24 protein-coding genes are annotated in these 21,393 nt (G+C 57.5%); 12 read left to right on the forward strand and 12 right to left on the reverse strand.

The annotated features are described in order from the left end of the window. Positions 1-7: 7 nt before the first annotated feature. A complete protein-coding gene (locus ACR0DL_RS13820; protein WP_226689348.1) occupies positions 8-619 on the reverse strand; it encodes a gamma-glutamylcyclotransferase family protein in 612 nt (203 codons plus the stop codon). Positions 620-713: 94 nt separating this feature from the next. Between ACR0DL_RS13820 and ACR0DL_RS13825 the strand changes: the two genes are divergently transcribed. Next, entirely contained in the window at positions 714-1,160 is a 447-nt protein-coding gene (locus ACR0DL_RS13825; protein ID WP_170350551.1) for an RrF2 family transcriptional regulator, read from the forward strand. Positions 1,161-1,162: 2 nt separating this feature from the next. On the opposite strand, the gene ACR0DL_RS13830 is transcribed toward ACR0DL_RS13825, so the two are convergent. After that, positions 1,163-3,691 (reverse strand): ABC transporter permease, encoded by a 2,529-nt coding sequence (locus tag ACR0DL_RS13830; RefSeq protein WP_480689664.1) that lies wholly within the window; start codon positions 3,689-3,691, stop codon positions 1,163-1,165. Further along, positions 3,688-4,383: an ABC transporter ATP-binding protein gene (locus tag ACR0DL_RS13835; protein WP_480689666.1), complete on the reverse strand. Its 696-nt coding sequence runs from the start codon at positions 4,381-4,383 to the stop codon at positions 3,688-3,690. Before ACR0DL_RS13835 ends, ACR0DL_RS13830 begins: the two co-directional genes overlap by 4 nt. A 26-nt stretch (positions 4,384-4,409) precedes the next feature. On the opposite strand from ACR0DL_RS13835, the gene ACR0DL_RS13840 reads away from it, so the two are divergent. Further along, positions 4,410-5,069, forward strand: coding sequence for an arylesterase (locus tag ACR0DL_RS13840; RefSeq protein WP_480689668.1), 660 nt, complete (start codon positions 4,410-4,412; stop codon positions 5,067-5,069). On the opposite strand, the gene ACR0DL_RS13845 is transcribed toward ACR0DL_RS13840, so the two are convergent. The 5 genes from ACR0DL_RS13845 to ettA all read right to left on the reverse strand — a co-directional run bounded on the left by ACR0DL_RS13845 (position 5,070) and on the right by ettA (position 9,551). Continuing rightward, positions 5,070-5,630: a L,D-transpeptidase gene (locus ACR0DL_RS13845; protein ID WP_170350548.1), complete on the reverse strand. Its 561-nt coding sequence runs from the start codon at positions 5,628-5,630 to the stop codon at positions 5,070-5,072. It lies immediately after the preceding gene. Between the two features lie 191 nt (positions 5,631-5,821). Beyond that, positions 5,822-6,028, reverse strand: coding sequence for a cold-shock protein (locus ACR0DL_RS13850; protein ID WP_170350547.1), 207 nt, complete (start codon positions 6,026-6,028; stop codon positions 5,822-5,824). Positions 6,029-6,238: 210 nt separating this feature from the next. Next, positions 6,239-6,994, reverse strand: coding sequence for a sulfotransferase family protein (locus ACR0DL_RS13855; RefSeq protein ID WP_480689670.1), 756 nt, complete (start codon positions 6,992-6,994; stop codon positions 6,239-6,241). A gap of 146 nt (positions 6,995-7,140) precedes the next feature. After that, on the reverse strand, positions 7,141-7,887 hold the full coding sequence (locus ACR0DL_RS13860; RefSeq protein ID WP_480689672.1) for a hypothetical protein: 747 nt from the start codon (positions 7,885-7,887) through the stop codon (positions 7,141-7,143). Further along, positions 7,884-9,551, reverse strand: coding sequence for an energy-dependent translational throttle protein EttA (gene ettA / locus ACR0DL_RS13865; protein WP_480689674.1), 1,668 nt, complete (start codon positions 9,549-9,551; stop codon positions 7,884-7,886). The genes ACR0DL_RS13860 and ettA overlap by 4 nt, the downstream gene beginning before the upstream one ends. Positions 9,552-9,686: 135 nt before the next feature. Here ettA and ACR0DL_RS13870 point away from each other — a divergent pair, with 135 nt between their 5' ends. From ACR0DL_RS13870 to dacB, 3 genes are all read left to right on the forward strand, one after another. Beyond that, positions 9,687-10,157 carry an MOSC domain-containing protein gene (locus ACR0DL_RS13870; RefSeq protein ID WP_480689676.1) on the forward strand — a complete coding sequence of 157 codons (471 nt, stop codon included), beginning with the start codon at positions 9,687-9,689 and terminating at the stop codon, positions 10,155-10,157. 32 nt (positions 10,158-10,189) lie between these two features. Then, entirely contained in the window at positions 10,190-10,810 is a 621-nt protein-coding gene (locus tag ACR0DL_RS13875; RefSeq protein WP_480689678.1) for a nicotinate-nucleotide adenylyltransferase, read from the forward strand. 66 nt (positions 10,811-10,876) lie between these two features. Then, entirely contained in the window at positions 10,877-12,355 is a 1,479-nt protein-coding gene (dacB, locus tag ACR0DL_RS13880; RefSeq protein WP_480689680.1) for a D-alanyl-D-alanine carboxypeptidase/D-alanyl-D-alanine endopeptidase, read from the forward strand. Between the two features lie 2 nt (positions 12,356-12,357). Here dacB and ACR0DL_RS13885 read toward each other — a convergent pair whose 3' ends face one another. Together ACR0DL_RS13885 and ACR0DL_RS13890 are read right to left on the reverse strand one after the other, a co-directional pair. Further along, the gene (locus tag ACR0DL_RS13885; protein WP_170350540.1) at positions 12,358-12,780 is read right to left on the reverse strand and encodes a tellurite resistance TerB family protein; all 423 of its coding nucleotides are present in this window, start codon (positions 12,778-12,780) and stop codon (positions 12,358-12,360) included. Between the two features lie 81 nt (positions 12,781-12,861). Continuing rightward, a complete protein-coding gene (locus ACR0DL_RS13890; protein WP_480689682.1) occupies positions 12,862-13,329 on the reverse strand; it encodes an Lrp/AsnC family transcriptional regulator in 468 nt (155 codons plus the stop codon). A 109-nt stretch (positions 13,330-13,438) separates the two neighbouring features. Here ACR0DL_RS13890 and phhA point away from each other — a divergent pair, with 109 nt between their 5' ends. The 5 genes from phhA (at position 13,439) to ACR0DL_RS13915 (ending at position 19,172) form a co-directional block, all read left to right on the forward strand. Beyond that, complete coding sequence (phhA, locus tag ACR0DL_RS13895) at positions 13,439-14,239, forward strand: phenylalanine 4-monooxygenase (protein ID WP_480689684.1); 801 nt, start codon at positions 13,439-13,441, stop codon at positions 14,237-14,239. Positions 14,240-14,246: 7 nt separating this feature from the next. Then, on the forward strand, positions 14,247-14,600 hold the full coding sequence (locus tag ACR0DL_RS13900; RefSeq protein ID WP_170350538.1) for a 4a-hydroxytetrahydrobiopterin dehydratase: 354 nt from the start codon (positions 14,247-14,249) through the stop codon (positions 14,598-14,600). A gap of 124 nt (positions 14,601-14,724) precedes the next feature. Then, positions 14,725-16,299, forward strand: a complete 1,575-nt coding sequence (locus tag ACR0DL_RS13905) for a lysine--tRNA ligase (protein WP_480689686.1) — start codon at positions 14,725-14,727, stop codon at positions 16,297-16,299. 48 nt (positions 16,300-16,347) lie between these two features. Continuing rightward, positions 16,348-16,749, forward strand: coding sequence for a DUF4864 domain-containing protein (locus tag ACR0DL_RS13910; RefSeq protein ID WP_170361506.1), 402 nt, complete (start codon positions 16,348-16,350; stop codon positions 16,747-16,749). A gap of 134 nt (positions 16,750-16,883) precedes the next feature. Continuing rightward, positions 16,884-19,172 carry a glycosyl hydrolase family 28-related protein gene (locus tag ACR0DL_RS13915; protein ID WP_480689688.1) on the forward strand — a complete coding sequence of 763 codons (2,289 nt, stop codon included), beginning with the start codon at positions 16,884-16,886 and terminating at the stop codon, positions 19,170-19,172. Positions 19,173-19,217: 45 nt separating this feature from the next. Here ACR0DL_RS13915 and ACR0DL_RS13920 read toward each other — a convergent pair whose 3' ends face one another. Continuing rightward, the gene (locus ACR0DL_RS13920; RefSeq protein ID WP_480689689.1) at positions 19,218-19,880 is read right to left on the reverse strand and encodes a hypothetical protein; all 663 of its coding nucleotides are present in this window, start codon (positions 19,878-19,880) and stop codon (positions 19,218-19,220) included. Between the two features lie 146 nt (positions 19,881-20,026). Here ACR0DL_RS13920 and ACR0DL_RS13925 point away from each other — a divergent pair, with 146 nt between their 5' ends. Together ACR0DL_RS13925 and ACR0DL_RS13930 are read left to right on the forward strand one after the other, a co-directional pair. Next, positions 20,027-20,353 carry an antibiotic biosynthesis monooxygenase family protein gene (locus ACR0DL_RS13925; protein ID WP_170350533.1) on the forward strand — a complete coding sequence of 109 codons (327 nt, stop codon included), beginning with the start codon at positions 20,027-20,029 and terminating at the stop codon, positions 20,351-20,353. A 62-nt stretch (positions 20,354-20,415) separates the two neighbouring features. After that, entirely contained in the window at positions 20,416-20,823 is a 408-nt protein-coding gene (locus ACR0DL_RS13930; RefSeq protein ID WP_170350532.1) for a universal stress protein, read from the forward strand. Here ACR0DL_RS13930 and ACR0DL_RS13935 read toward each other — a convergent pair. Next, positions 20,808-21,311: a HugZ family pyridoxamine 5'-phosphate oxidase gene (locus tag ACR0DL_RS13935; protein WP_480689691.1), complete on the reverse strand. Its 504-nt coding sequence runs from the start codon at positions 21,309-21,311 to the stop codon at positions 20,808-20,810. The genes ACR0DL_RS13930 and ACR0DL_RS13935 overlap by 16 nt on opposite strands. Positions 21,312-21,393: the final 82 nt, after the last annotated feature.

Below are 21,393 nucleotides of genomic sequence, written 5' to 3' on the forward strand. Positions count from 1 at the left end.
AATCAGCCTAGAACACGAATGAGGCAGGCAAACCGCCTGCCTTTTTTTGTTGGCCGGTCTGCAGCACTTGTGCCGAAACCTGTTGCAAACGATCATCCACCAATTCGGTCTCTGCCGGTTTTAGTTGCTGATGGCGCGGATACCGAGGTTCTGCGCGATCATTCAGGATTGGCGCGTCCCAACCATCGGTGGTTGCAAAAAACCGATCCACTCCATCGGGTCCGAAGGCACGCAGATAACCCTGCACAACCACGTCAATATAACTGAGCAGCAGCGGGTGGTGGTTGCTGGGTGCGGTATGACGGTCATGCGGCACCGCATAGACGGCAATTTCAACGTCATGTGTCAGAGAGTGTGTCACCGCCTGCGTGGCTGGAACCCGATCATAGGCCCACTCCCGTTCATCCAGCGCTGCCCAGTCGTTTTTCGGGACATGGGCTATCATCCCCTCAATCTCACAATCCGGGTCCGGCACTGCGGTCAGAAAGGCCACCGGGCGCAGATCGGTATGGCGCCAGGCGCGCCGCCATCCTTTTAACCGGGCCGGGTGCGGATCGGGGAAATCATGGGTCGAAAGGTTCACAAGGCTGCCATAGCCAAAGAAATAAGGGTCCGCCATGCGCCTACATGTCCTTCTAAGCGATTGATGTATGTCAAACCGCTTTTTTGCCAGACATGCAATAAGGTCCCACCTTGAAATTTGGGAGGCCAACATGCGGATTACCAAACGGACAAACATAGCAGTGCGCCTTTTGATGTATTGTGCGGCGCATCAGGATCGATTGGTGACAAAGGCCGAGATTGCGGATGTGTGCAATATCTCGGAAAACCATCTGGCACAGGTGATCAATCAATTGAGCCAGCTAAATTACCTGAGCACCCAGCGTGGTCGCAATGGCGGTATGTCTCTGGCGCGCCCAGCTGACGAAATTCGCGTCGGGTCGGTTTTTCGCCATGTCGAGGGCGCTTTGCCGATCGCTGAGTGTTTTGCCGATGCCGACAATACTTGTCCACTGACCGATGCGTGTCGCTTGCGGGTGGCGCTTAGCGACGCTGCCGAGGTTTTCTATGCCTCGCTGGACGAGATCACGCTGGATGCGCTGGTCTGTGACAACGAACAGCTTTTGCAAATCCTGCAACCGGTGGCCTGCGTGCGCTGATCCTAGTCAGCGGCGCGCAGAATGCTGGCCGGGCGTACCGCCAGTGGGCGCAGGGCAAAGACCAGACCTGCGCCCAGTGTCACAAGGATTCCAGCCAGCACGATACCCAGGGCTGAACTCCAGATGACCGTGAACCCGGTGTCAAAGATGTATGTGGCCACGGCCCAACCTCCTAATATCCCGGTCAGCAGGGCGACACATCCGGCGGCCGCGCCCAGCAAGATCGAACGCAGCGCAAAGCTGAGCAAGATGCGCCGCCGGTCTGCGCCCAATGTCTTGAGGATCGCAGATTCGTAGCGGCGCGCGGTTTCGCCTGCTGCGGCGGCCCCGATCAGGACCAAGAAACCGGTCAGCAAAGACACACCCGCTCCATAGGAGGTCGCCGCCGCCAGCCCGGCCAGCAGGCCCGAGACACGATCAATCGCATCACGCACCCGGATCGCGGTGATGTTCGGATATTGCCCGGCCAGATCGCGCAGAATGGCAGCCTCGGCCTGTTCTTCGGCATAGACGGTAGCGATAAAGCTGTGTGGGGCTCCGGTCAGCGCCGAAGGGTTCATCGACATGATAAAGCCGATGCCGGCGGTTGAAAAATCGACCTCGCGTAGTGAGGTGATTTCGGCGGTGATGTCCCGGCCAAGGATATTTACGGTCAACTCGTCGCCTAGGGACAGGCCCATTTCCTCGGCCTCTTCTGCCGCGAAACTGACCTGCGGTGAACCGGAATAGTCATCCGGCCACCATTCGCCTGCCGTGACGCGGGTGTTTTGTGGCCGAGCGGCGGAATAGGTCACGCCCCGATCACCGTCTAGAACCCAGTGGTCGCCAGCTACCTCACGGGCAGGGCGTCCGTTGATCTGGGTGATGATCCCCCGCAGCATCGGTGCGCTTTCAACACGGGTGACAGCCGGGTCAGCGTTCAGCCGTTCGGTAAAACCGGGCATCTGGTCTTTTTGAATGTCGACGAAGAAATAGGATGGCGCCACGTCCGGCAAATTGCCTGCGATAGCATTGCGCAGGGTTCCGTCAATCTGGCCAACGGCGGCTAGTACCGAAAGCCCCAGCCCCAAGGACAGCACGACCGACGCAGCCCCTTCGCGCGGGTCCGAGATGGCCGATAAGGCCCATCGCAGGGCCGGGCGACCACGTGCTGGTTTGGCACCGAAACGGGCAAACTTGCGGATTGCCAAAGCCGACAGAGACAGCACAAGCAGCGCGCCGACCAGCCCTCCGCTGGTCCAGAGTGTCAGACGTGCCGAACCGCTGAACCAGGATGCTGATGCGACCAGCAGGACCAGCCCGATGCCAGTCGCGAGGATGAATACCGGGCGCGGGAGGGCGCGGGCCGAAGACAACGCATCGCGGAACAGGGTCGCGGCGCGCACTTCTTCGGTGCGGGCCAGGGGCCAGAGGGTGAACAGGAAGGCTGTCAGAACCCCGTATAGCGCGGCCTCGGCCAGCGGACGCGTATAAAGCGAGAAGACCGCCGGGACAGGTAATTGGCTTTCGATCAGCGGGGCCAGTAGCAGGGGAAGTAGCCCACCCAATGTTATGCCTATAAGGATGCCAATACCGGACAACACACCGATCTGGATCATGTAGGTTTGCAAAATCGTCGCGCGATCCGCCCCTAAAGTGCGCAGCGTGGCGATGGTTTCGGTCTTTTGCCTCAGATAGGCCCGGACGGCGGCAGAGACGCCAATACCGCCAACCGCCAGACCCGACAGTCCCACAAGAACCAGAAAGGCGCTGAGGCGGGCGACGAATTCCGCGATCCCCGGAGCGCCATTGCGGGCATCGGTCCAGCGCATACCGGTACTGTCGAAACTTTGCTGTGCTGTGGTGGACAAGGCCGCAAGGTCAGTATCGGGTGGCAAAGCCAGCCGGTATTTGGTGGAAAACAACGTCCCCGGCGCCAAAAGGCCCGACGCCTGTAAATCTTCGGTTCGTACCAAAGTACGCGGCCCCAATCCGAACCCGTCGGCAGCCCCGTCCGGCTCGTGAATCAGGGCGGCGGTCAGGGCAAACTCTTGCGTACCAAGGGAAAAGCGGTCTCCGACGGACAGACCTAACCGATCCATCAGCACCGGATCCATGACCGCTCCGGGCAGGTTCTGATCACCATCCAGAGCGGCGGATAGCGTTTGGTCAGGGTCCAGCACGGGTGTGCCCAACAACGGATAAGCTGCATCCACCGATTTCACCTGGGTCAGCGCGCGCTGGGCTTCCTCGCCTTGCTGGACTACGGCCATCGAGCGGAAGTCGACCACCTCAGACACAGCCGTTGCGGTCTGTTCCATCCAGTCACGCTCATCCTCATTGGCGAAGCGGTAGGTGAATTCCAATTGGGCATCGCCACCCAGAAGCGCAGCGCCTTCCTGGGCAAGTCCCGTCTGGATGGCCTGACGCACCGATCCAACGGCGGCGATGGCGGCAACACCCAACGCAAGACAGGCCAGAAACACCCGAAAACCGCGCAGGCCGCCGCGCAGTTCGCGCCGGGCCAGACGGCCAGCCAGCCGCAGGCTCATTCCGCGGCCTCTTGCTGAACGTCTTCGGCAATCGTTCCGTCTCGCAACCGCACGACCCTGTCGCACTTGCGCGCCAGACTGTGGCTGTGCGTGACCAGAACCAGTGTTGCGCCGTGTTTGTCACGCAGACCAAACAGAAGATCGACAATGGCGGCACCAGTTGCATCGTCCAGATTTCCCGTGGGTTCATCCGCCAGCAATATCTTCGGTCGCGGGGCTGACGCCCGGGCTAGCGCCACCCGTTGTTGTTCACCCCCCGACAATTGCGCCGAGTAATGATCGCGCCGATGGGACAGGCCGACCGCTTCCAGTTCGGCCTCGGCGCGGTCGAACGCATCCCTGTGTCCGGCCAGTTCCAGCGGCGTGGCCACGTTTTCCAGCGCGGTCATGGTCGGGATAAGGTGGAAGTTCTGAAACACCACCCCCATCGTGTCCCGCCGGAAACGGGCCAAGGCGTCTTCGTCCATTTCTGTCAGGTCGTTGCCAAGGGCGGTGATCTTGCCCGCCGTCGCCAGTTCCAGCCCGCCCATCAGCATCAACAACGAGGATTTGCCCGACCCGGACGGCCCCACCAGTCCCAGTGTCTCACCTTTGGCCACGGTCAGGGAGATGTCATGCAGGATATTGACCCGCCCGGCATTGCCATCCAGCGACAAAGCGGCATTTTGGAGCGAAAGAACAGGTGTCGTCATAGGTCTTTCCAAATGAAGGCGGTCAAATGGGATATGGAGCGGTTCTGATGGTGCGCAAGGCTTTGATGTCGGTGATATTTGTTTGCTGCGGTTTTGGGGCCACAGCCGAACAGGTCGTAATCGCAGCCTTAGGCGATTCCCTGACACAAGGCTATGGGTTGCCGGAAGAGGACGGGTTTGTACCGCAGTTGGATCGGTGGTTGAGGGCGCAAGGCGCGGATGTGCGCCTGATCAACGCCGGTGTATCCGGCGATACCACAGCCGGAGGCGCCGCGCGCGCGGACTGGACTTTGACACCGGAAGTGGACGGCATAATCGTGGCGTTGGGCGGTAATGATCTGCTGCGGGGGATCGATCCGGCAGTGTCACGCAGTAATCTTGAGGCAATTGTAAAAGCAGCAGAAGGTTCGGAGGTCGATGTCCTGCTGGTCGGCATGCAAGCGCCGGGGAATTATGGGGCGGATTACAAAGAAGCGTTTGACGCGATCTATCCCGACTTGGCGACAGCGTATGAAACGGGTTATGCGCCCAGTTTCTTTGCTGGGCTGACAGCCGGGGGCGATCCGGACGCCGCCCGCAACTACATGCAATCAGATGGCATTCATCCGAATGCCGCAGGTGTGTCCTTGATCGTTGAGAATCTAGGTCCTTACGTGTTGGAGCTTGTGAACGCCACCCGGCAGTGATCAGACGACAGTGACCACGGTGCCGATGGGCACACGTTCATACAGATCGACCACATGTGAATTTAGCATGCGAATACAGCCGTTGGATGCTGCCCGCCCAATGGTTTGCGGCTGCGTGGTGCCGTGAATGCGGAAATAGGTATCGACACCGTTCTGGAACAAATACAGCGCCCGCGCCCCCAATGGATTGTCGCCCCCGCCGGGCTGGACATAGTCATTGTCCTTGAACTTGGCATAGGTGACGGGCTCGCGTTCGATCATCTCATCAGTCGGGCGCCAGGTCGGCCACTCCTTCTTGACGTCGATCGTGGCGGTGCCGGTGAATTCCAACCCCGCTTTACCCACCCCGCACCCATAGCGGACCGCCTTGCGCGGTTCGGTAACGTAGTAGAGGTAGAAGGACCGGGGAACGACAAGCAACTGACCCGGCAAAAACTCTTTCTTGATCCGCACGTATTGCGGCGTGGGATCGTATTCGACGGCTTTTTGCTTTGCGATTGCAACACCGGGCAAAAGGCTGGTGGCAGCAGTTGCTGTCAGGAAAGTACGGCGCGTGAACATGGCAGCTCTCTTCAACAAAACACAAAAATCTTGACCCTAATGTCGGAATGATAGCCGATCTGGTCAATCGCCGGAGAGAAGTAACCTGTTTGTGATGTATTCGCCGGGACACACTTGCGGACGGGGGTCAAACGCAAAAGTGGTCGTCCAGTAAGGAAAAGGGCAGAGAAATGCTCTGCCCTTTCATTGACTTACGCCAACTGAATGTCGTCGGCGCTTTCGCGGCCGTCACGACCCGAGCGCAGCTCGTACGTGACTTTCTGATTGTCGGCCAGGCCGGTCAGACCCGAACGCTCGACAGCTGAGATGTGTACGAAGATGTCTTTGCCGCCATCTTCGGGTGCGATAAAGCCATAGCCTTTAGTGGTGTTGAACCATTTTACGGTGCCTGCAGGCATATCCGTTGTCTCCTGTTTAATGCTGCCCGCGTAGGTGCGGCAGCCCGGCGTCGTTGTCTGGATCGATAGACTGAGCGCCGTAGAAGGAGACAGTAGGTCGAAATAGAAAAACGTGTGCCCGTCAGATATGGCATTTGCACAAGCGCAGGGCAAGAGAGTGCTGAAGGCGATATCCTTCAGTAGGCAATTGGCCGTTCGGTTAAGGGCGAGTCAAAGCTTGTAAATCTTGCTTTCCTCAGGAAACATCGTTCGGATCGCCTTTAGACTTTGGTCTGACAGAACAACGGGTCGTTGATCACTGGCGGCCTTTCCAACCCCGTCCGATTGATTGACGTGTGGAAGCGCCTTTTGTTTGTTCTTGGCGCTGGAAAGTGGCTTAAGACTGCGAGACCGCCAAGCCTCGGACAAAGCTGGGAATCTGCGATTTTCCAGCTTGCTGGTTAGCCACCTGTTCAGTTTCTCAGTGTTTTCAAGCTGAAACACGTTTTTGACGTGGTTTACGCCTGCGCGATCGATGGCATGTGCTTCTAGGCTGAGCGGGGAAAGGTTCTGGGTCGAGATCCATTTGGGCGCAAGTTCCTGCCAGGCAGGGTTCATGCCAACTTTGCCGAATTGAATCCATTCTTCAAAGTCGATTGTCGAGTTTTCATTCCAATCGGATTGATAGTTGTAGAGACAATCAGCATCAGGTCGAAAAAACCGATAATATGACCAGAGCATATCAACCGGATTACGGATGGTCATGAAATAGGTCAGCTTTGGGTGATCCGGGTACAACTCTGCCAGCTTTGCTTTGACATAGGGCGCCGTATCATGCGGGTGAAAATGCTCGACCGTTTTGGCCACGTCGACAGCAAAATCACCGTCATCCTTTGAAAGAAAAGGGCCCAGATGTCTGCGGATTGATGTGGAACCACAGCGTGGCTTGGATATGAAAACAAGCCCCTTTGAGAAAAGCACTCTCACAAATATTGTCCTTTTGTTACTCGTCTGCTGCGGCTGCGATGTGACCAACGGTTGCAACCTGACCCACTTTTTTCCAATTGCCAAGCTGGTCTGACCTGGGTGATGCATCGTCGAACATCCAGTCAGGGTACTTTGATCTACGGTATTCAGTTGGAAATCGGTAGTTCTTCGACAGTCATTCGGTATTGTTTGGACGCAACAAAACACCGTGGCAGGTGTTTGATCACGTCGTCGATCGGATCGTAAACAAGATCGGCTGCAGCTTTGAGTTCTGCCGGAATGTCCTTTGGCGCACGCTCGCGTCGTTCAGGGGGCCTAAAGTCCAATCCAGTAAAGCGCGAGATGGTTTCCTGATATTCCCAAAGCGCGTCATAGTGAACGCACAGAACAGGGACGTCTTCATATGTCACCCATTCCTTGATTTGCCGCGCCTGCTGCAGCACATCGCGCTGAAACAGCTCGTCATAGGTGCCGGTGGCATGCAGGTGATGAAAATGCAGGTCGATCCAATCTGCACCGTATCTGTCCAGCGCGGAATAGACGGAAAACGCGGAATCCTTAGCAGACCCAAAGCAAAAAACGACCCGAGTGTTCTCGGGCCATGAAGAGAGGGGCTGAGGGTAATCGTGTGTTTTGTACACGCACGGCGCGTGAAATGTTGCGTCATCCAGCCGCGCGATGAAGTTCGACTTTTTCGCTGCTTCCCGATCAACATCCCTTAGCGAATCCGCAAGGGCCAGAAAGGTCATTGTACTACCTGACCGGCCATTGCTGGCGACGATGACGCAATTTTCCGGCGCGTTTTGCGGGATGCGCTTCAAACGCCGGGGGGCCAGCCTTTTGCGTACGCTGCGCATCCATTTGTCTATACGTGCTTCGATGAAACCGTTCATCGCGCAAACTTTTTGTGCTTCAACCGCTTAGGCTCCAGCGCATCTGGTCCCAAACGACGCTTCTTGTCCTCTTCGTAATCTTCGAAGTTGCCCTCGAACCATTCCACATGGGCATCACCTTCGAAGGCCAGTATATGCGTACAGATACGGTCCAGGAAGAAACGGTCGTGGCTGATGACCACCGCGCAGCCGGCGAAATCGACCAGCGCGTCTTCCAACGCGCGCAGGGTTTCGACGTCCAGATCGTTGGTGGGTTCGTCGAGCAGCAGGACGTTGCCGCCTTCTTTCAGCAGGCGTGCCATGTGAACGCGGTTGCGCTCACCACCTGACAGCAGCGAGACCTTTTTCTGCTGGTCGCCGCCCTTGAAGTTGAAGGACGAGCAATAGGCGCGGGAATTGACCTGCGCATCGCCCAGTTGGATGATCTCGGCGCCGCCGGTGATCGCCTCCCACACGGTGTCGTTGTCTTTCAGGTCGTCGCGGGACTGGTCGACATAAGACAGCTCGACCGTGTCGCCCAGCGTGATGGTGCCACTGTCGGGCTGTTCCTGACCGGTCAGCATCTTGAAGAGCGTCGATTTACCGGCACCGTTGGGGCCGATGACACCGACAATTCCGCCGGGGGGCAGGGCAAAGTCCAGCCCTTCGATCAGTTGCTTGTCGCCCATATGTTTTGACAGGCCCTCGACCTCGATCACCTTGCCACCGAGGCGCTGGCCGTTGGGGATGACGATCTGGGCGCGGGTCAGCTTTTCGCGTTCGGACTGGTCTGCCAGCTCGTTATAGGCGTTGATCCGGGCCTTGGATTTGGCCTGGCGGGCCTTCTGGCCCTGGCGCATCCATTCCAATTCGCGCTGCAGGGTCTTCTGCTTGGACTTGTCTTCGCGCGCTTCTTGCTCCAACCGTTTGGCCTTTTGTTCCAGCCACGCGGAATAGTTGCCCTCGTACGGAATACCGCGGCCACGGTCGAGTTCGAGGATCCAGCCGGTGATATCATCCAGAAAATACCGGTCGTGGGTGACGATCAGAATGGTGCCCTTGTAGTCGATCAGGTGCTGTTGCAGCCATGCGATTGTCTCGGCGTCCAAGTGGTTGGTCGGTTCGTCGAGCAGCAGCATGTCGGGCGCTTCGAGCAGCAGTTTGCAGAGCGCCACGCGGCGTTTCTCACCACCCGAGAGGTTGGCGATGTTGGCGTCGTCCGGCGGGCAGCGCAGTGCCTCCATCGAGACGTCGATCTGGCTGTCGAGGTCCCACAGGTTTTCAGAATCAATAGAGTCCTGCAAGGCGGTCATTTCTTCCATCAGTTCATCGGAATAGTTTTCCGCCATCTCGATGGCTATTTCGTTGAAGCGATCGACCTTGGCCTTTTTCGCGGCGACGCCCAGCATGACGTTTTCGCGGACGGTTAGCGATTCATCCAGCTGCGGTTCCTGCGGCAGATAGCCGACCTTGGCGCCTTCGGCCGCCCATGCCTCGCCGGTGAAATCTGTATCGAGCCCCGCCATGATCTTCATCAGGGTCGACTTACCCGCGCCATTGACGCCGACAACACCGATTTTCACGCCAGGCAGAAAGCTCAGGTGGATGTTTTCAAAGCACTTCTTGCCACCGGGATAGGTCTTTGAGACACCCTGCATGTGGTAGACATATTGATAGGCGGCCATGTCGCGTCCTTTGGGTCGGGGAAATTGGGTTGAAACGCTAGATATCTAAGCGGGGCGGGCGGGGCAAGCTGGTGGTTTTGTGAATTTCTAATGGCGTCGAATTTAGTTAGATCTATTTGCTGAGTGGGAGCTAAAATGTCGAATTTGGCGGAATTGATAGCTGGCTGGGCCAAGCCGGGTTGTGTCGATTGGATTGGATTGCGACCTGAGCGCTGCAAAGAAATGCGCGCAGTTGATAATCTTATGATTTCAGCCGACGGCCTAGAGGGCGACCGGGGTCGCACTGGCAAAAGGGCTGTGACTCTGATCCAGCAAGAACATCTGGCGGCGATTGGTTCCTACTTGGGGCAAGGGCCGATTGCCGCCGACATCCTACGGCGCAACTTGGTCGTGTCGGGGATTAATCTGGCGGCGCTCAAGGGGCGTGAGGTGCAGGTTGGCGGGGCTATTTTGCGTTTTACAGTCATCTGCGCGCCTTGCAGCCGGATGGAGGAGGCGCTGGGCAAGGGCGGCTATTCCGCCGTGCGTGGGCATGGGGGATGGTGCGCCGAGGTCATCAGGTCCGGACGGGTCCGGCTGGGCGATCTGGTGCAACCGGTTGATTGACAAGCCGCTTCAGTTCTGAACATCAGCAAAGGATGTTGCGAAGCGCTATTCCATATGCACGGCCCGGGCAGGTCGTTGGTCTGTTCGGCGGGTCTTTTGATCCGCCGCATCAGGGACATGTGCATGTCTCGCTTGAAGCGATGAAGGCGTTTGGGCTGGATCGGGTTTGGTGGCTGGTGTCGCCGGGCAATCCGTTAAAGGCGCGTGGACCTGCCCCGCTACAGCGGCGCATCAAGGCTGCGCGGGACGTCATGCAGCACCCCAAGGTCGAGGTCACGGATATCGAAGCCCTGACCGGGACGCGGGCGACGGCGGATACGCTGGCGGCCTTGCAAAAACTTTATCCGCAGGTGCGGTTTGTCTGGCTGATGGGCGCGGACAATCTGGCGCAGTTTCATCACTGGAAGGATTGGCGGCTGATTATGGACAGCGTGCCGGTGGGGGTTGTCGCACGGCCGGGGGATCGGATCTCGGCACGGATGTCGCCTGCGGCGCGGCTTTACGCTCGATATCGCATTGACGGCCAAGCGCGGCATTTGCTGGGGCGTGCGCAGGCACCGGCGTGGTGTTTCGTGAATGTACCGATGGTCGATGTCAGCTCGACCGAGATTCGCACACGCGGTGGCTGGGATGGAGGGGTGTTGCCTGAATAGCCCCCATGCGGGCATAATCACATTCAGTGGTTGTTTGCCTGTGATCTCTGGGATTTTAATTGACCCATGGTTGATCGTATTTCGCGTCGTTTGTTTCTTGCGGGCCTTGGGGCCTCTATTGCGTCGGGCTCAGCGTTGGCCGACGCGCCTGTTCAATCCTTGCGACCGCAACTGCGGGGGGACCTGCCCAGCGGGGCAGAGCGCCTTATCCAGTCCGCCGGGTTGCGCGGGGAGGTTGTGTTTGCAGTCTCTGATGCAGAGACCGGTATGCAGGTTGAGGCGTTTGGCGGCGATCAGGGCCTGCCGCCCGCCAGTGTCGCCAAAGCACTGACCGCGCTTTATGCGCTGGATGTTCTGGGCGCGGATTATCGGTTTGAAACCGCGTTGATGGCGGATGGGCCGATTGAGAATGGCGTGTTGGATGGTGACCTGATCCTTGTTGGTGGCGGCGACCCGTTGCTGGACACAGATGATCTGGCCACGATGGCCGCCAATCTGCGCGAGGCCGGAATCACCGAGGTGCGCGGGGCGTTCATGGTCTATGACGGAGCGTTGCCCTATGTGTTCAGCATTGACCCCGGGCAGCCGGATCATCTGGGTTACAGCCCGGCCATCAGCGGCATCTCACTCAATTTCAATCGCGTCCATTTCGAATGGAAGCGCGCTGGTGCCAGTTATGACGTGAGTATGGATGCGCGCACCGCCCGATATACTCCGTCTGTGGATATGGCGTCGATGCAGGTCGAAAAGCGCAGTTTGCCGATATACACCTATCAGCCAAGTGCGCGGCAGGATCGCTGGACCGTTGCCCGCGGTGCGCTGGGCAATGGTGGCGCGCGTTGGCTGCCCGTTCGCAAACCTGCGCTTTATGCGGGGGATGTTTTCCGTACTCTGGCGCGGGCAAATGGCATTGTGCTGGGGCGCGTACAGATCACGCGGCAGACCCCGCAGGGCACTGTTTTGGTGGTGCATCAGAGTGATCCGCTGGAAAGTATTCTGCGCGGTATGCTGAAATACTCGACCAACATAACGGCGGAAATGGTCGGCATGACGGCTTCGAAAGCCCGTGGGGCAAATATGCAAAGCCTCGCCGATTCCGCCGCTGAAATGAATCGCTGGGCGGCCGAGACCTATGGTGTGACCGGGATTGCGATGGTGGATCATTCGGGGCTTGGCGATGCGTCGCGCGTGGCACCCGCGGATTTGGTTACCGCGCTGGTGGTGGCGCGCAAAGATGGCGCGCTGCGGCCCTTGCTCAAGAAATTTACCCTGGCGGACCGTCAGGGACGGCCGGTCAAGGATCACCCGATCAAAGTAGACGCAAAGACCGGGACGCTGAATTTCGTGTCGGGATTGGGCGGCTTCATAACTGCACCGGATGGCTCCGAATTGGCTTTTGCCATCTTTACCGCTGACGTTGATCACCGCGCGACCATTCCCCGTGCGCTGCGCGAGCGTCCGGAAGGCGCGCGCAGCTGGAACAACAGGTCGCGCAAGCTGCAACGCGCGTTGATCGAACGTTGGGGAACGTTACAGGGCAGCTAGGATCAGGTCGTGTGGCGCGCCCGTGCGCCTCGCTCGATCGCTGCGGCGTGCAGACGGTCAATGCTCAGCTCGTAGCGGATTTCTTCCAGCAGGCGCAGTTCGGTTTCCGCAAGCGACCCGTCCGCAGCGGCCACATCGCAAGCCAGCGCATAGGCCGTTTCATTCAGCCGCTCGGGAAGGTTATCGCGGATCAGGCCGAAAAGTGCATCCAGCCCGTCCTCTTGCTCGAACAGGTCGAACACCGTCTGAGATACTCGGCGCGTACGGTCGATATCGTATTCGGCAAAGACAGGTAACATGTTGACTGCGCCTTCGATCTTGACCAGCTCGGCCGTGCGAATGGTTTCATCCGATGCAGAGACCGCGACCATGATCGCAACCAGGCAATCCTGTGGGGACATCGGGTGGGGTACTTGTTCGGTCATGGTGTCGTCCTGATTGGGCTTTTTGCGCTCGCACGATAGGAGGGCTGGCGGGCAGGTTCAACGGATTTTGCCCCTGACCGATCAGAGAATGGGCAACGGGCCGCGTGTTTTGGTCTGGCGCAGCACAAAATTGCTGCGCGTGTCGCGGACAAGGCCGGATTTCAGCAGCCGTTGCATAATGAAATGTTCAAGGTCCTCGGGCGTCTTGGCATAAACCTTTAGGATAAAGTCGTGGTCCCCGGTGATTGAGGCGCATTCGACGATTTGCGGCTCGGTTTCGACCAACCGCAGGAATGAGGTGATGCTGTCCTCTTGATGATCGCGCAATGCGACGTGAACATAGGCAATGGCGTCCAGCCCGACCGATTTGGCCCGCACCTGCGCAATGTAGCCTGATACCACCCCGGATGCCTCAAGATCGCGTACGCGCCGCCAACATTGCGAGGCGGAAAGACCGGTTCGGTCGGCAAGGTCTTGCATAGACAGGCGGCCATTGGTCTGCAGCTCTTGCAGGATGGCGATATCAGCGGGTTGGAGGGTTTGTTTCACAAATTGTGACCTTTCGATATATATTTGCCAAAATAATCAGAAACCATCGATTGTCCAAATCAAAACCTTCAAGTCGCGTGGCTATACTTTTCCTGCGGAGGGAATGCAGATGCCAAAGTCGACCAAATACATCGCCAAAGTGGCCGATGAACGCGGCCATATCGCCTATACAGAAGAAGAGGACGCCGTTTGGGCTGACCTCTATGCTGCGCAAGCAGAGAACGTGCAGCGTTTTATGGCGCGAGACTTTCTTGAAGGGTTGGAAAGGCTGGACTTGCCAAAGACCCGCGTGCCTTCATGCGCGGATATCTCGGAACGGCTGTTGGACATGACCGGCTGGCGGGTTCAGCCTGTGCCAGCGCTTATCGGGTTCAAGACATTCTTTGGCATGCTGGCACTTAAGGTGTTTCCCGCTGCGTCCTTTATTCGGTCACGCGAGGATTTCGATTACATTGAGGAACCGGATATTTTTCATGAAATTTTCGGTCATACCCCGCTGCTGAGCGATCCACGCTTTGCGGCGTTCAGCCATGCCATCGGCAAGGCAGGCGTGCAGGCTGATGACAAGGACTATGCCTGGCTGATCCGACTGTATTGGTTTTCGATCGAATTTGGGTTGCGTCGTCAGGATGGTGTGATCAAGGCGTTGGGGTCGGGGTTGGCGTCCTCGCCGACAGAGCTTGTTTATGCCGTCGAAAGCGACATTCCTGATCGGGATCCGTTCGATGTGCTGACGATCCTGCGCACACCTTATCGGATCGATATGCACCAGATGGGCTATTTCGTGCTAAACTCACCCGAGGAACTTTTTGCCGCCGCCGACCGCGATTTGCTGGCAGACGTGCGACAGGCACAATTCCTGGGATTGTTGCCAAACAAGTTCCCGGAAAAAGCAACCGCAGCGGAGTGAACGGATCATGACACTAACAGGAGAAACCTGCAGCCTATCGGACCGAACCTGTGTGCCCTGTTCAGGTGGCGTTCCAGCTTTGACGCGGGATGAGGCGAACACGCACATGGCGGAGCTTTCGCCCGATTGGAATCTGGACGCTGATGCGAAAGAACTGAGCCGTCACTACAAGTTCAAAGGGTTCGCCAAGGCGACCTATCTGGCCAATCTTTGCGCGTGGCTCGCCGATCAGCAGGGGCACCACCCGGATGTCACCTTTGGCTGGGGTTATGTGGATGTCAGACTGACCACGCATGAAATTGGTGGTCTAAGCGAGAATGATTTCATCTGGGCGGCCAAACTGGACCAGTTGACCATATAGATCAGCCTTCCATACAGGAAAAAACCAGCGCTTTATTGACTCATGCTGCACCGGCACAATAGGAGGGTCCGGTCGGTTGCATGGGGTGACCGGCGCTGTTTTTCCCGATGGAGCTTGTCTAAAAATGTCTGAACTGCGTGAAACCGCGATTGCGTCCAAGGCCTGGCCTTTCGAAGAGGCGCGCCGGGTGCTCAAACGCTATCAGAAAGCTGCTCCGGAAAAGGGGTACGTGCTGTTTCAGACCGGCTATGGCCCGTCGGGTCTGCCGCATATCGGTACTTTTGGCGAGGTTGCACGGACCTCGATGGTGCGTCACGCCTTTGAACAAATCAGTGACATCCCGACCAAGCTGATCTGTTTCTCGGATGACATGGACGGTTTCCGCAAGGTGCCGACCAACGTGCCGATGCAGGAAGAGCTGAAAGAAGACCTGCATCTGCCGCTGACCAAGGTGCGCGATCCGTTTGGCACTCATGCCGGGTTTGCCCAGCACAACAATGCGATGCTGTGCGATTTCCTGGACAGTTTCGGGTTCGAGTACGAGTTCGCCTCGGCCACGGATTACTACACCAGCGGTCGGTTTGATGAGATGCTGTTGATCGCGTTGGAGCGCTTCGACAAAATTCAAGAGATCATGCTGCCGACGCTTGGGCCGGAACGGCGCGAGACCTATTCGTGCTTCCTGCCGATCAGCCCGAAAACCGGGCACGTGCTGCAGGTACCGACGCTTGAGCGCAATGTCGCTAAGGGCACGATCGTCTATCAGGAACCTGATGGCGAGAAGGTCGAAATCCCGGTCACTGGCGGTAACGTCAAGATGCAGTGGAAGCCGGATTGGGCGATGCGCTGGGCTGCGCTGGGTGTGGACTATGAGATGTCGGGCAAGGACCTGATCGACTCGGTCACGCAGTCGTCCAAGATTTGCCGGGCGCTGGGCCAGAAGCCACCCGAGGCGCTGAGCTATGAGCTGTTCAACGACGAGCAGGGCCAGAAGATTTCCAAATCGAAGGGCAATGGCTTGTCGATGGAGGAATGGCTGACCTATGCCGCGCCTGAAAGCCTGTCGTACTTCATGTATCAGAAACCGAAAACGGCCAAGCGGCTGTATTTTGACGTAATCCCGAAGGCAGTGGATGAGTATCATCAACAGCTGCGAGCCTATCCGGGGCAGGAGCTGAAGGCGCAGTTGAACAACCCCGTCTGGCATATCCATGGTGGTGATGTTCCTGCATCCACACTGATGGTGCCGTTTGCGATGTTGTTGAACCTGGCATCCGTTTCGGGGGCTGAGGATAAAGAGGCACTGTGGGGCTTTATCCGCCGCTATGCGCCTGAGGCGACGGCTGAAACGCATCCGGATCTGGATCAGGCGGCTGGCTTTGCCGTGCGCTATTTCAACGATTTCGTCAAACCAACACGTCAGCACCGCGCCCCGACGGATCAGGAACGCGAAGCGTTGGAGGCACTGAAAACTGCGTTGGAAGCTTATGATGGCCCCATTGAGGATGAAGCGCTGCAATCGGTTGTTTATTCGATCGGGCGAGAGCGGTTCGATCCCATGCGCGGGTGGTTTACTGCGCTGTATGAAGTGTTGTTGGGTGCCTCGCAGGGCCCACGTTTTGGCGGCTTTATCGCGCTGTACGGCGTGCCGGAAACGATCGCGCTGATCGATAAGGCGTTGACGGGTGAGCTGGTCTGATTTGACCTGATACCGCGTGGGGCTACTCTTTCAACAGGAGGTGGCCCCATGCGTCGAATACTGCTTGCACTATCCCTCAGCGCCGGTTTGGCCTCGGGCGCGTTTGCCCAAAGCGCCGAGATCGAGAAAAACATCGCGGCGCAGATTAAGGCGTTTGAGGCTGATGATTTTGCCACCGCCTTTACCTTTGCCAGCCCCAATATCCAGCAACTGTTTCAAACGCCCGAGAATTTCGGCGTCATGGTTAGGCGCGGCTATCCGATGGTCTGGCGTCCGGCGGAGGTTCGTTTTCTGGAATTGCGCGAGGTGGCCGGGGCGCTGTGGCAAAAAGTCATGATCACTGATGACGCTGGCAGGGTGCATATCCTGGACTATCAGATGGTGCAGATGGACAACGGTTGGAAGATCAATGGCGTGCAACTGCTGGGCAATTCTGATCCGGCAGCTTGATGCAACACCACCGTCACGGTGATATGAGCGGCGGTTAATCCCTTTTCGGTACTCAGGCTTTTGCGTTCGGGGCGTGTGTCTCCGGGCACTGGGTTTATGCGCGCTGATGCGGCGCGATTGGGAAAGGGATTTCTATGAACAAGGCAATCACCGACGGTATCGTGTTCACGCCGCCTGCTTTCGCAAATGGTTTGAATGTGTGGTCCAGCGGCGACGGGACGCCCGGCTCGCCTACCTATGACGGATCGGGCACCGGCGCATTTGTTCCGGCGGATGCGGATTTTGCGGGCTGTCTGGAAATCCTGAAAGTCAGCACCACCCAGCGCCTTCGTTACATGGGGCAGACGCCGTTGATGCCGGGCTGTTACATGCAAATCAAGGCTCGGGTCAAAGCCATCAGCGGCCCGCTGCCCGAGGTACGTATCGCCGGATGGGCTGGCGGTGCCGGGGATGTTCAGGTTACCGGTGTGGTCGAGCAAGGCCCGACCACGCAGCTTTCGGGCTATGGCACAGTGCATGAGATCACCGCCATAGTCGGCACCGGCCAGCGTCCTGGTGTAGACATGCCGTGGGGTGTGGAGGCGCTGTACGGGCATTTCGGCTTGGACATCGACGGTGCGAACGGGGCTGTGATCCGAGTAGATGATATCGAGATTTCGGATGTCACCGGCGTGTTCCTGCGCAATCTGATCAGTCTGGTCGATGTCCGTGATTTCGGCGCGGTCGGGGATGGCGTGACGGATGACTCGGCCGCGTTCGAGGCCGCGGATCAGGCTGCGAATGGTCGTCGTATTTTCGTGCCCGAGGGGACCTATCTGTTGGCGCAAAACACGTCGGTGGCATCCGAGATCGAATTTGACGGCACCGTAACGATGCCGGATGACAAGATGCTGCTGCTGACCAAGAATTTTGATCTGCCGACCTATATCAATGCGTTTGGTGATGAAATGCGGGCCTTTAAAAAGGCGTTTCAGGCGTTGTTGAACAATTCTGACCATGAATCGCTGGATATGGGTGGGCGCAAGGTATCGGTAACCGAGCCCATCGATATGGCCGCTGCTGTTCCGAACCGGCAAACCGGATTCTCGACGCGCCGTGTGATCCGCAACGGACAGTTCGACGTCAAAAGCAGTACGGCCTGGGATACCGAAACCTTTACATCGGTCGCGACCTACAACCCGAACGATCCCACCCGGTTGGTGAACGTGGCGAATGTGGCCAATATTCCGGTTGGTTGTCTGGTACAGGGGAGCGGGGTCGGTCGCGAGATTTACGTGCGTTCGAAGAACGACGGCGCGGGTGAAATCACGCTCAGCGCGCCGCTCTACGATGCGTCTGGTACGCAGACATTCACGTTCCTGTCCTTCAAGTACCTGCTGGATTTCAGTGGTTTCAGCACGCTGCGCAAATTTGGAATGGAACAGATCGAATTCCAATGTAACGGCCGCAGCAGCGCGATCCGTCTGGCCCCGTCAGGCAGCACCTTTGCATTGGCGAACTGTTTTGTCAGCCGCCCCAAAGATCGCGGGATCACGTCTATCGGTACCGGTTGTCAGGGCATGTTGATCGATACGTGTCAATTCCTGTCCACAGAAGAATCCTTTAACGTCCCAGACCGTTCGTCGATCGCGCTAAACGCGACGGCCAACGACGTCAAACTGCGCCACAACCGGGCCGTACGGTTCCGCCATTTTGCGGTTCTGGGTGGCACCAACAACATGATCCTCGGCAATCACTTTTTTCAGGGCGACAGCATTCCACAAGGTGTACGCAGCCCTGGATTGGTCATGATCGGCACTTACAACAGCTCGACAATCTCGGGGAACTATATCGACAATTGCTCGATCCTGTGGACCAACGAACGTGACGCAGATCCGGTTTACACAACCGGGTTTTCCTTCAGCTCGATGGCCATTACCGACAATATTTTCTATTCCAGCGAGGCCCCGCCCTGGTTCACTTACCTCATTGTTCGTCCCCATGGTGCAGGACACTTCCTGAACGGTGTGATCGTGACCGGAAATAAGTTCCGCGCAACAAGCGGTGGTATCACGCGGGTGGAACGGGTGGATACCTCATTTGCCAGTATGAACAACTTCGCGCATCGCAATGTGATGTTTGAAAACAATACCTTTCACGGCGTTGACCAAAAAGTTGCGAACCCATTGCGGGTCAAGCATATGCAAGGAACCGCAGCGCAAGCCTGGTCCGTTCAGACGGCCGGAGAGCTGCCTTTCGGGGGCTATGCGCGTAGTTGCGACGCGGTTACGGCATTGGGAGCTTTGAGAAATACATTCGGCGCGGTGACCTATGCCACCCCCTATGTGCAGTTAGAACAAGGTGCGTCGAGAAATGCGATCAACCTGCGCTGGCCCGAGGCGGTCCGCGGAGAAGTCTCGACCCACATTCGTATGGAAAGCTGACAACTGGGATGGCCACGCTTTTGCAGGGTGGCCATTTCACCGGTCTCAAAATTCTTCCCAAAGCGCGATTTTCAACCCCGTATCGTTGCGGGCATCGTTGCGTTCAAGACCCAGCACCCAGGTGGGCCCTTTGTCGCGCGCACGGATCATGACCGAGGGCCTGGCCCTCCAAAATAACGAGTGTCCAGAGGTATAAGCCGTTTCCACCTGGATCAGAGGATTGAGCAATCGATCTGACGAAAGGCCCGCCGTGAAATCCAGTTTGCGATAAACCGCGTCATGTGTGCGAATTTCCAGGGCCGTGTCGACCGCAACCCAACCGTTGCCCCAACCGGTTTGAAACCCTTTGCCATAGGACAGGGTCAGTTTGTACATCGCCCAGGCGTCCAGTTGCTTGTGGTGGGCACCGGCCCCGAACTCGGCCGCGAAACGCCCCCATTTGTTGAAATCGGCCACGGGAACCCGGGCAAACAACAGGGCGTGTCCGTAGAAATCCCGGCTTTGTTCGAAATCTACCCCGATTGTGAGGTTTGGCCTGTATCCGAATTCAGCATAAAGCGCCGTTTTGTAATCATAGCTGCCGTCACGGTCTTTGAATGCAGTGACCGAGGCCGCGGTGAACGCTGCGTCCTTCTCACGCAGCCATGCGCCGGGCCAAGCCGGGGCTGCGGCAAGCAGCAATACCAGAAAAGCGAGAACCCGGAACATGCACGCAGTTTCCGCAAGCATGGTTAACGGTTGGTTAGTGTTTTGTTTATTTTCTGGAAACCAATCCAAGGCGACGTGTCGTTTAAGGAAACACAAGACCTTTCCAAATCCTGTGTTAAGCTTGCAAAAGAAAAGGGAGATTCCAGATGCCGAAGATTTCCAAGACCGCGAGCGTCCAGACTGTCATCACCACTTTTGAGATGACACCGGGCACCTGCCACGATCTGTTGGATGCGTTGACCGACGCCTACGCCGAGTTTATCTCGAAACAGCCGGGATTTGTTTCCGCAGGGCTGCATGTGAACGATGCGCAGACGCGGATTGCCAACTATTCCCAATGGAACCGTCGTGAGGATTTTCTGGCAATGTTGAGAACGCCGGAAATGCGCGATCGCAATCGCAAGATCAACGAGATGTGTAAAAGCTTTGAGCCGGTGATGTATGACGTGGCCGAAACTTTTGGCAGTTCCTGACTTGTATCAAAACCTTAATCGATAAAATCAGGTATGGTGGCTGAAGAAAGTAGAGGCTCACCATGTATCACAACATTCTTGTTCCAATTTCATTTGATGCCGATCGGGATATCTCCGGCCCGCTGAAACTGGCCGAGATTTTGGCAACACCAGATGCTCAGGTGACACTGCTGCATGTGGTCGAGCATATTCCGAACTACGCGATTTCCTACATGCCGCCGGAATATCTGACCGCGGCCCGCAAGGCGGTCCAGGGCGAGCTGGATGAGTTGGCGGCCAAGCTGTCCAATGCGACGGGTGTGGTGATCGAAGGGCATTCTGGGCGCACCATTCTGGACTGGGCGGAATCCCACAAGCCTGACCTGATCATCATGGCCTCACACCGGCCTGGCATGCAGGATCTTTTGTTGGGCTCAACCACAAACCACGTGGTCCGTCACGCCGCCTGTGCGGTTCACGTGGTGCGCTGATCAGGCCGCAAATCGTTGGGGGCAAGGCGCCAGGCCTTGCCGAACCCTCCGTTCAGAACGGCGTCTGAAATGGCGAAACGCACAAAGCTGAAATCGGTGAAATCGACATAGAGTTTCGATTTGGGTCGCAAGGTCAGATACCGCGACCGCAAGCTGGCATGTTCGGCGCTTTCACGGGGAACGAACGTGGCTGTGGCATGCAATGTCAATCGGGGATGGGTCAGCGGGTCGCCGGTGTTGCCGGGTTCTCCGATTAGCAACGCGCAGACCGGATTGGCACGCAAGGCGGCTGTATGATCCGCCAATGTCGAAATAAGGGTCATAGGGCTGCCCGCGTAATCCGTGGCCAGGGCGATGCGCGACACCGAAGGCACCCCTAGGTCCGGTCGCAAAGTGGCAAGCGCACCATAGGTTGCGCCCTCGATCAGATCACGAGTCAAACATCGGGCGGTCTCATCGACCGGGTGAAATGGGCTGGATTGGCTCATGATGTGCGTGGTTCTAGCTGTTTGAAACACGCAAAAGATACCCCCTATGCCCTCCCTGTGCGAGGGCTTGTTTCCGGGTCAA

This window comes from Ruegeria sp. BB5 (genome assembly GCF_056539405.1).

Bases quoted from the DNA above. Each gene is read 5' to 3' on its own strand.
- ACR0DL_RS13860 (WP_480689672.1), bottom strand. From the start codon at position 7,887: ATGAACGGTTTCATCGAAGCACGTATAGACAAATGGATGCGCAGCGTA.
- ACR0DL_RS13835 (WP_480689666.1), bottom strand. From the start codon at position 4,383: ATGACGACACCTGTTCTTTCGCTCCAAAATGCCGCTTTGTCGCTGGAT.
- ACR0DL_RS13870 (WP_480689676.1), top strand. From the start codon at position 9,687: ATGTCGAATTTGGCGGAATTGATAGCTGGCTGGGCCAAGCCGGGTTGT.
- dacB (WP_480689680.1), top strand. From the start codon at position 10,877: ATGGTTGATCGTATTTCGCGTCGTTTGTTTCTTGCGGGCCTTGGGGCC.
- ACR0DL_RS13840 (WP_480689668.1), top strand. From the start codon at position 4,410: ATGGGATATGGAGCGGTTCTGATGGTGCGCAAGGCTTTGATGTCGGTG.
- ACR0DL_RS13830 (WP_480689664.1), bottom strand. From the start codon at position 3,691: ATGAGCCTGCGGCTGGCTGGCCGTCTGGCCCGGCGCGAACTGCGCGGC.
- ACR0DL_RS13875 (WP_480689678.1), top strand. From the start codon at position 10,190: ATGTTGCGAAGCGCTATTCCATATGCACGGCCCGGGCAGGTCGTTGGT.
- ACR0DL_RS13910 (WP_170361506.1), top strand. From the start codon at position 16,348: ATGCGTCGAATACTGCTTGCACTATCCCTCAGCGCCGGTTTGGCCTCG.
- ACR0DL_RS13930 (WP_170350532.1), top strand. From the start codon at position 20,416: ATGTATCACAACATTCTTGTTCCAATTTCATTTGATGCCGATCGGGAT.
- ACR0DL_RS13935 (WP_480689691.1), bottom strand. From the start codon at position 21,311: ATGAGCCAATCCAGCCCATTTCACCCGGTCGATGAGACCGCCCGATGT.
- ACR0DL_RS13905 (WP_480689686.1), top strand. From the start codon at position 14,725: ATGTCTGAACTGCGTGAAACCGCGATTGCGTCCAAGGCCTGGCCTTTC.
- ettA (WP_480689674.1), bottom strand. From the start codon at position 9,551: ATGGCCGCCTATCAATATGTCTACCACATGCAGGGTGTCTCAAAGACC.
- ACR0DL_RS13900 (WP_170350538.1), top strand. From the start codon at position 14,247: ATGACACTAACAGGAGAAACCTGCAGCCTATCGGACCGAACCTGTGTG.
- ACR0DL_RS13825 (WP_170350551.1), top strand. From the start codon at position 714: ATGCGGATTACCAAACGGACAAACATAGCAGTGCGCCTTTTGATGTAT.
- ACR0DL_RS13845 (WP_170350548.1), bottom strand. From the start codon at position 5,630: ATGTTCACGCGCCGTACTTTCCTGACAGCAACTGCTGCCACCAGCCTT.
- phhA (WP_480689684.1), top strand. From the start codon at position 13,439: ATGCCAAAGTCGACCAAATACATCGCCAAAGTGGCCGATGAACGCGGC.
- ACR0DL_RS13925 (WP_170350533.1), top strand. From the start codon at position 20,027: ATGCCGAAGATTTCCAAGACCGCGAGCGTCCAGACTGTCATCACCACT.
- ACR0DL_RS13915 (WP_480689688.1), top strand. From the start codon at position 16,884: ATGAACAAGGCAATCACCGACGGTATCGTGTTCACGCCGCCTGCTTTC.
- ACR0DL_RS13850 (WP_170350547.1), bottom strand. From the start codon at position 6,028: ATGCCTGCAGGCACCGTAAAATGGTTCAACACCACTAAAGGCTATGGC.
- ACR0DL_RS13920 (WP_480689689.1), bottom strand. From the start codon at position 19,880: ATGTTCCGGGTTCTCGCTTTTCTGGTATTGCTGCTTGCCGCAGCCCCG.
- ACR0DL_RS13885 (WP_170350540.1), bottom strand. From the start codon at position 12,780: ATGACCGAACAAGTACCCCACCCGATGTCCCCACAGGATTGCCTGGTT.
- ACR0DL_RS13820 (WP_226689348.1), bottom strand. From the start codon at position 619: ATGGCGGACCCTTATTTCTTTGGCTATGGCAGCCTTGTGAACCTTTCG.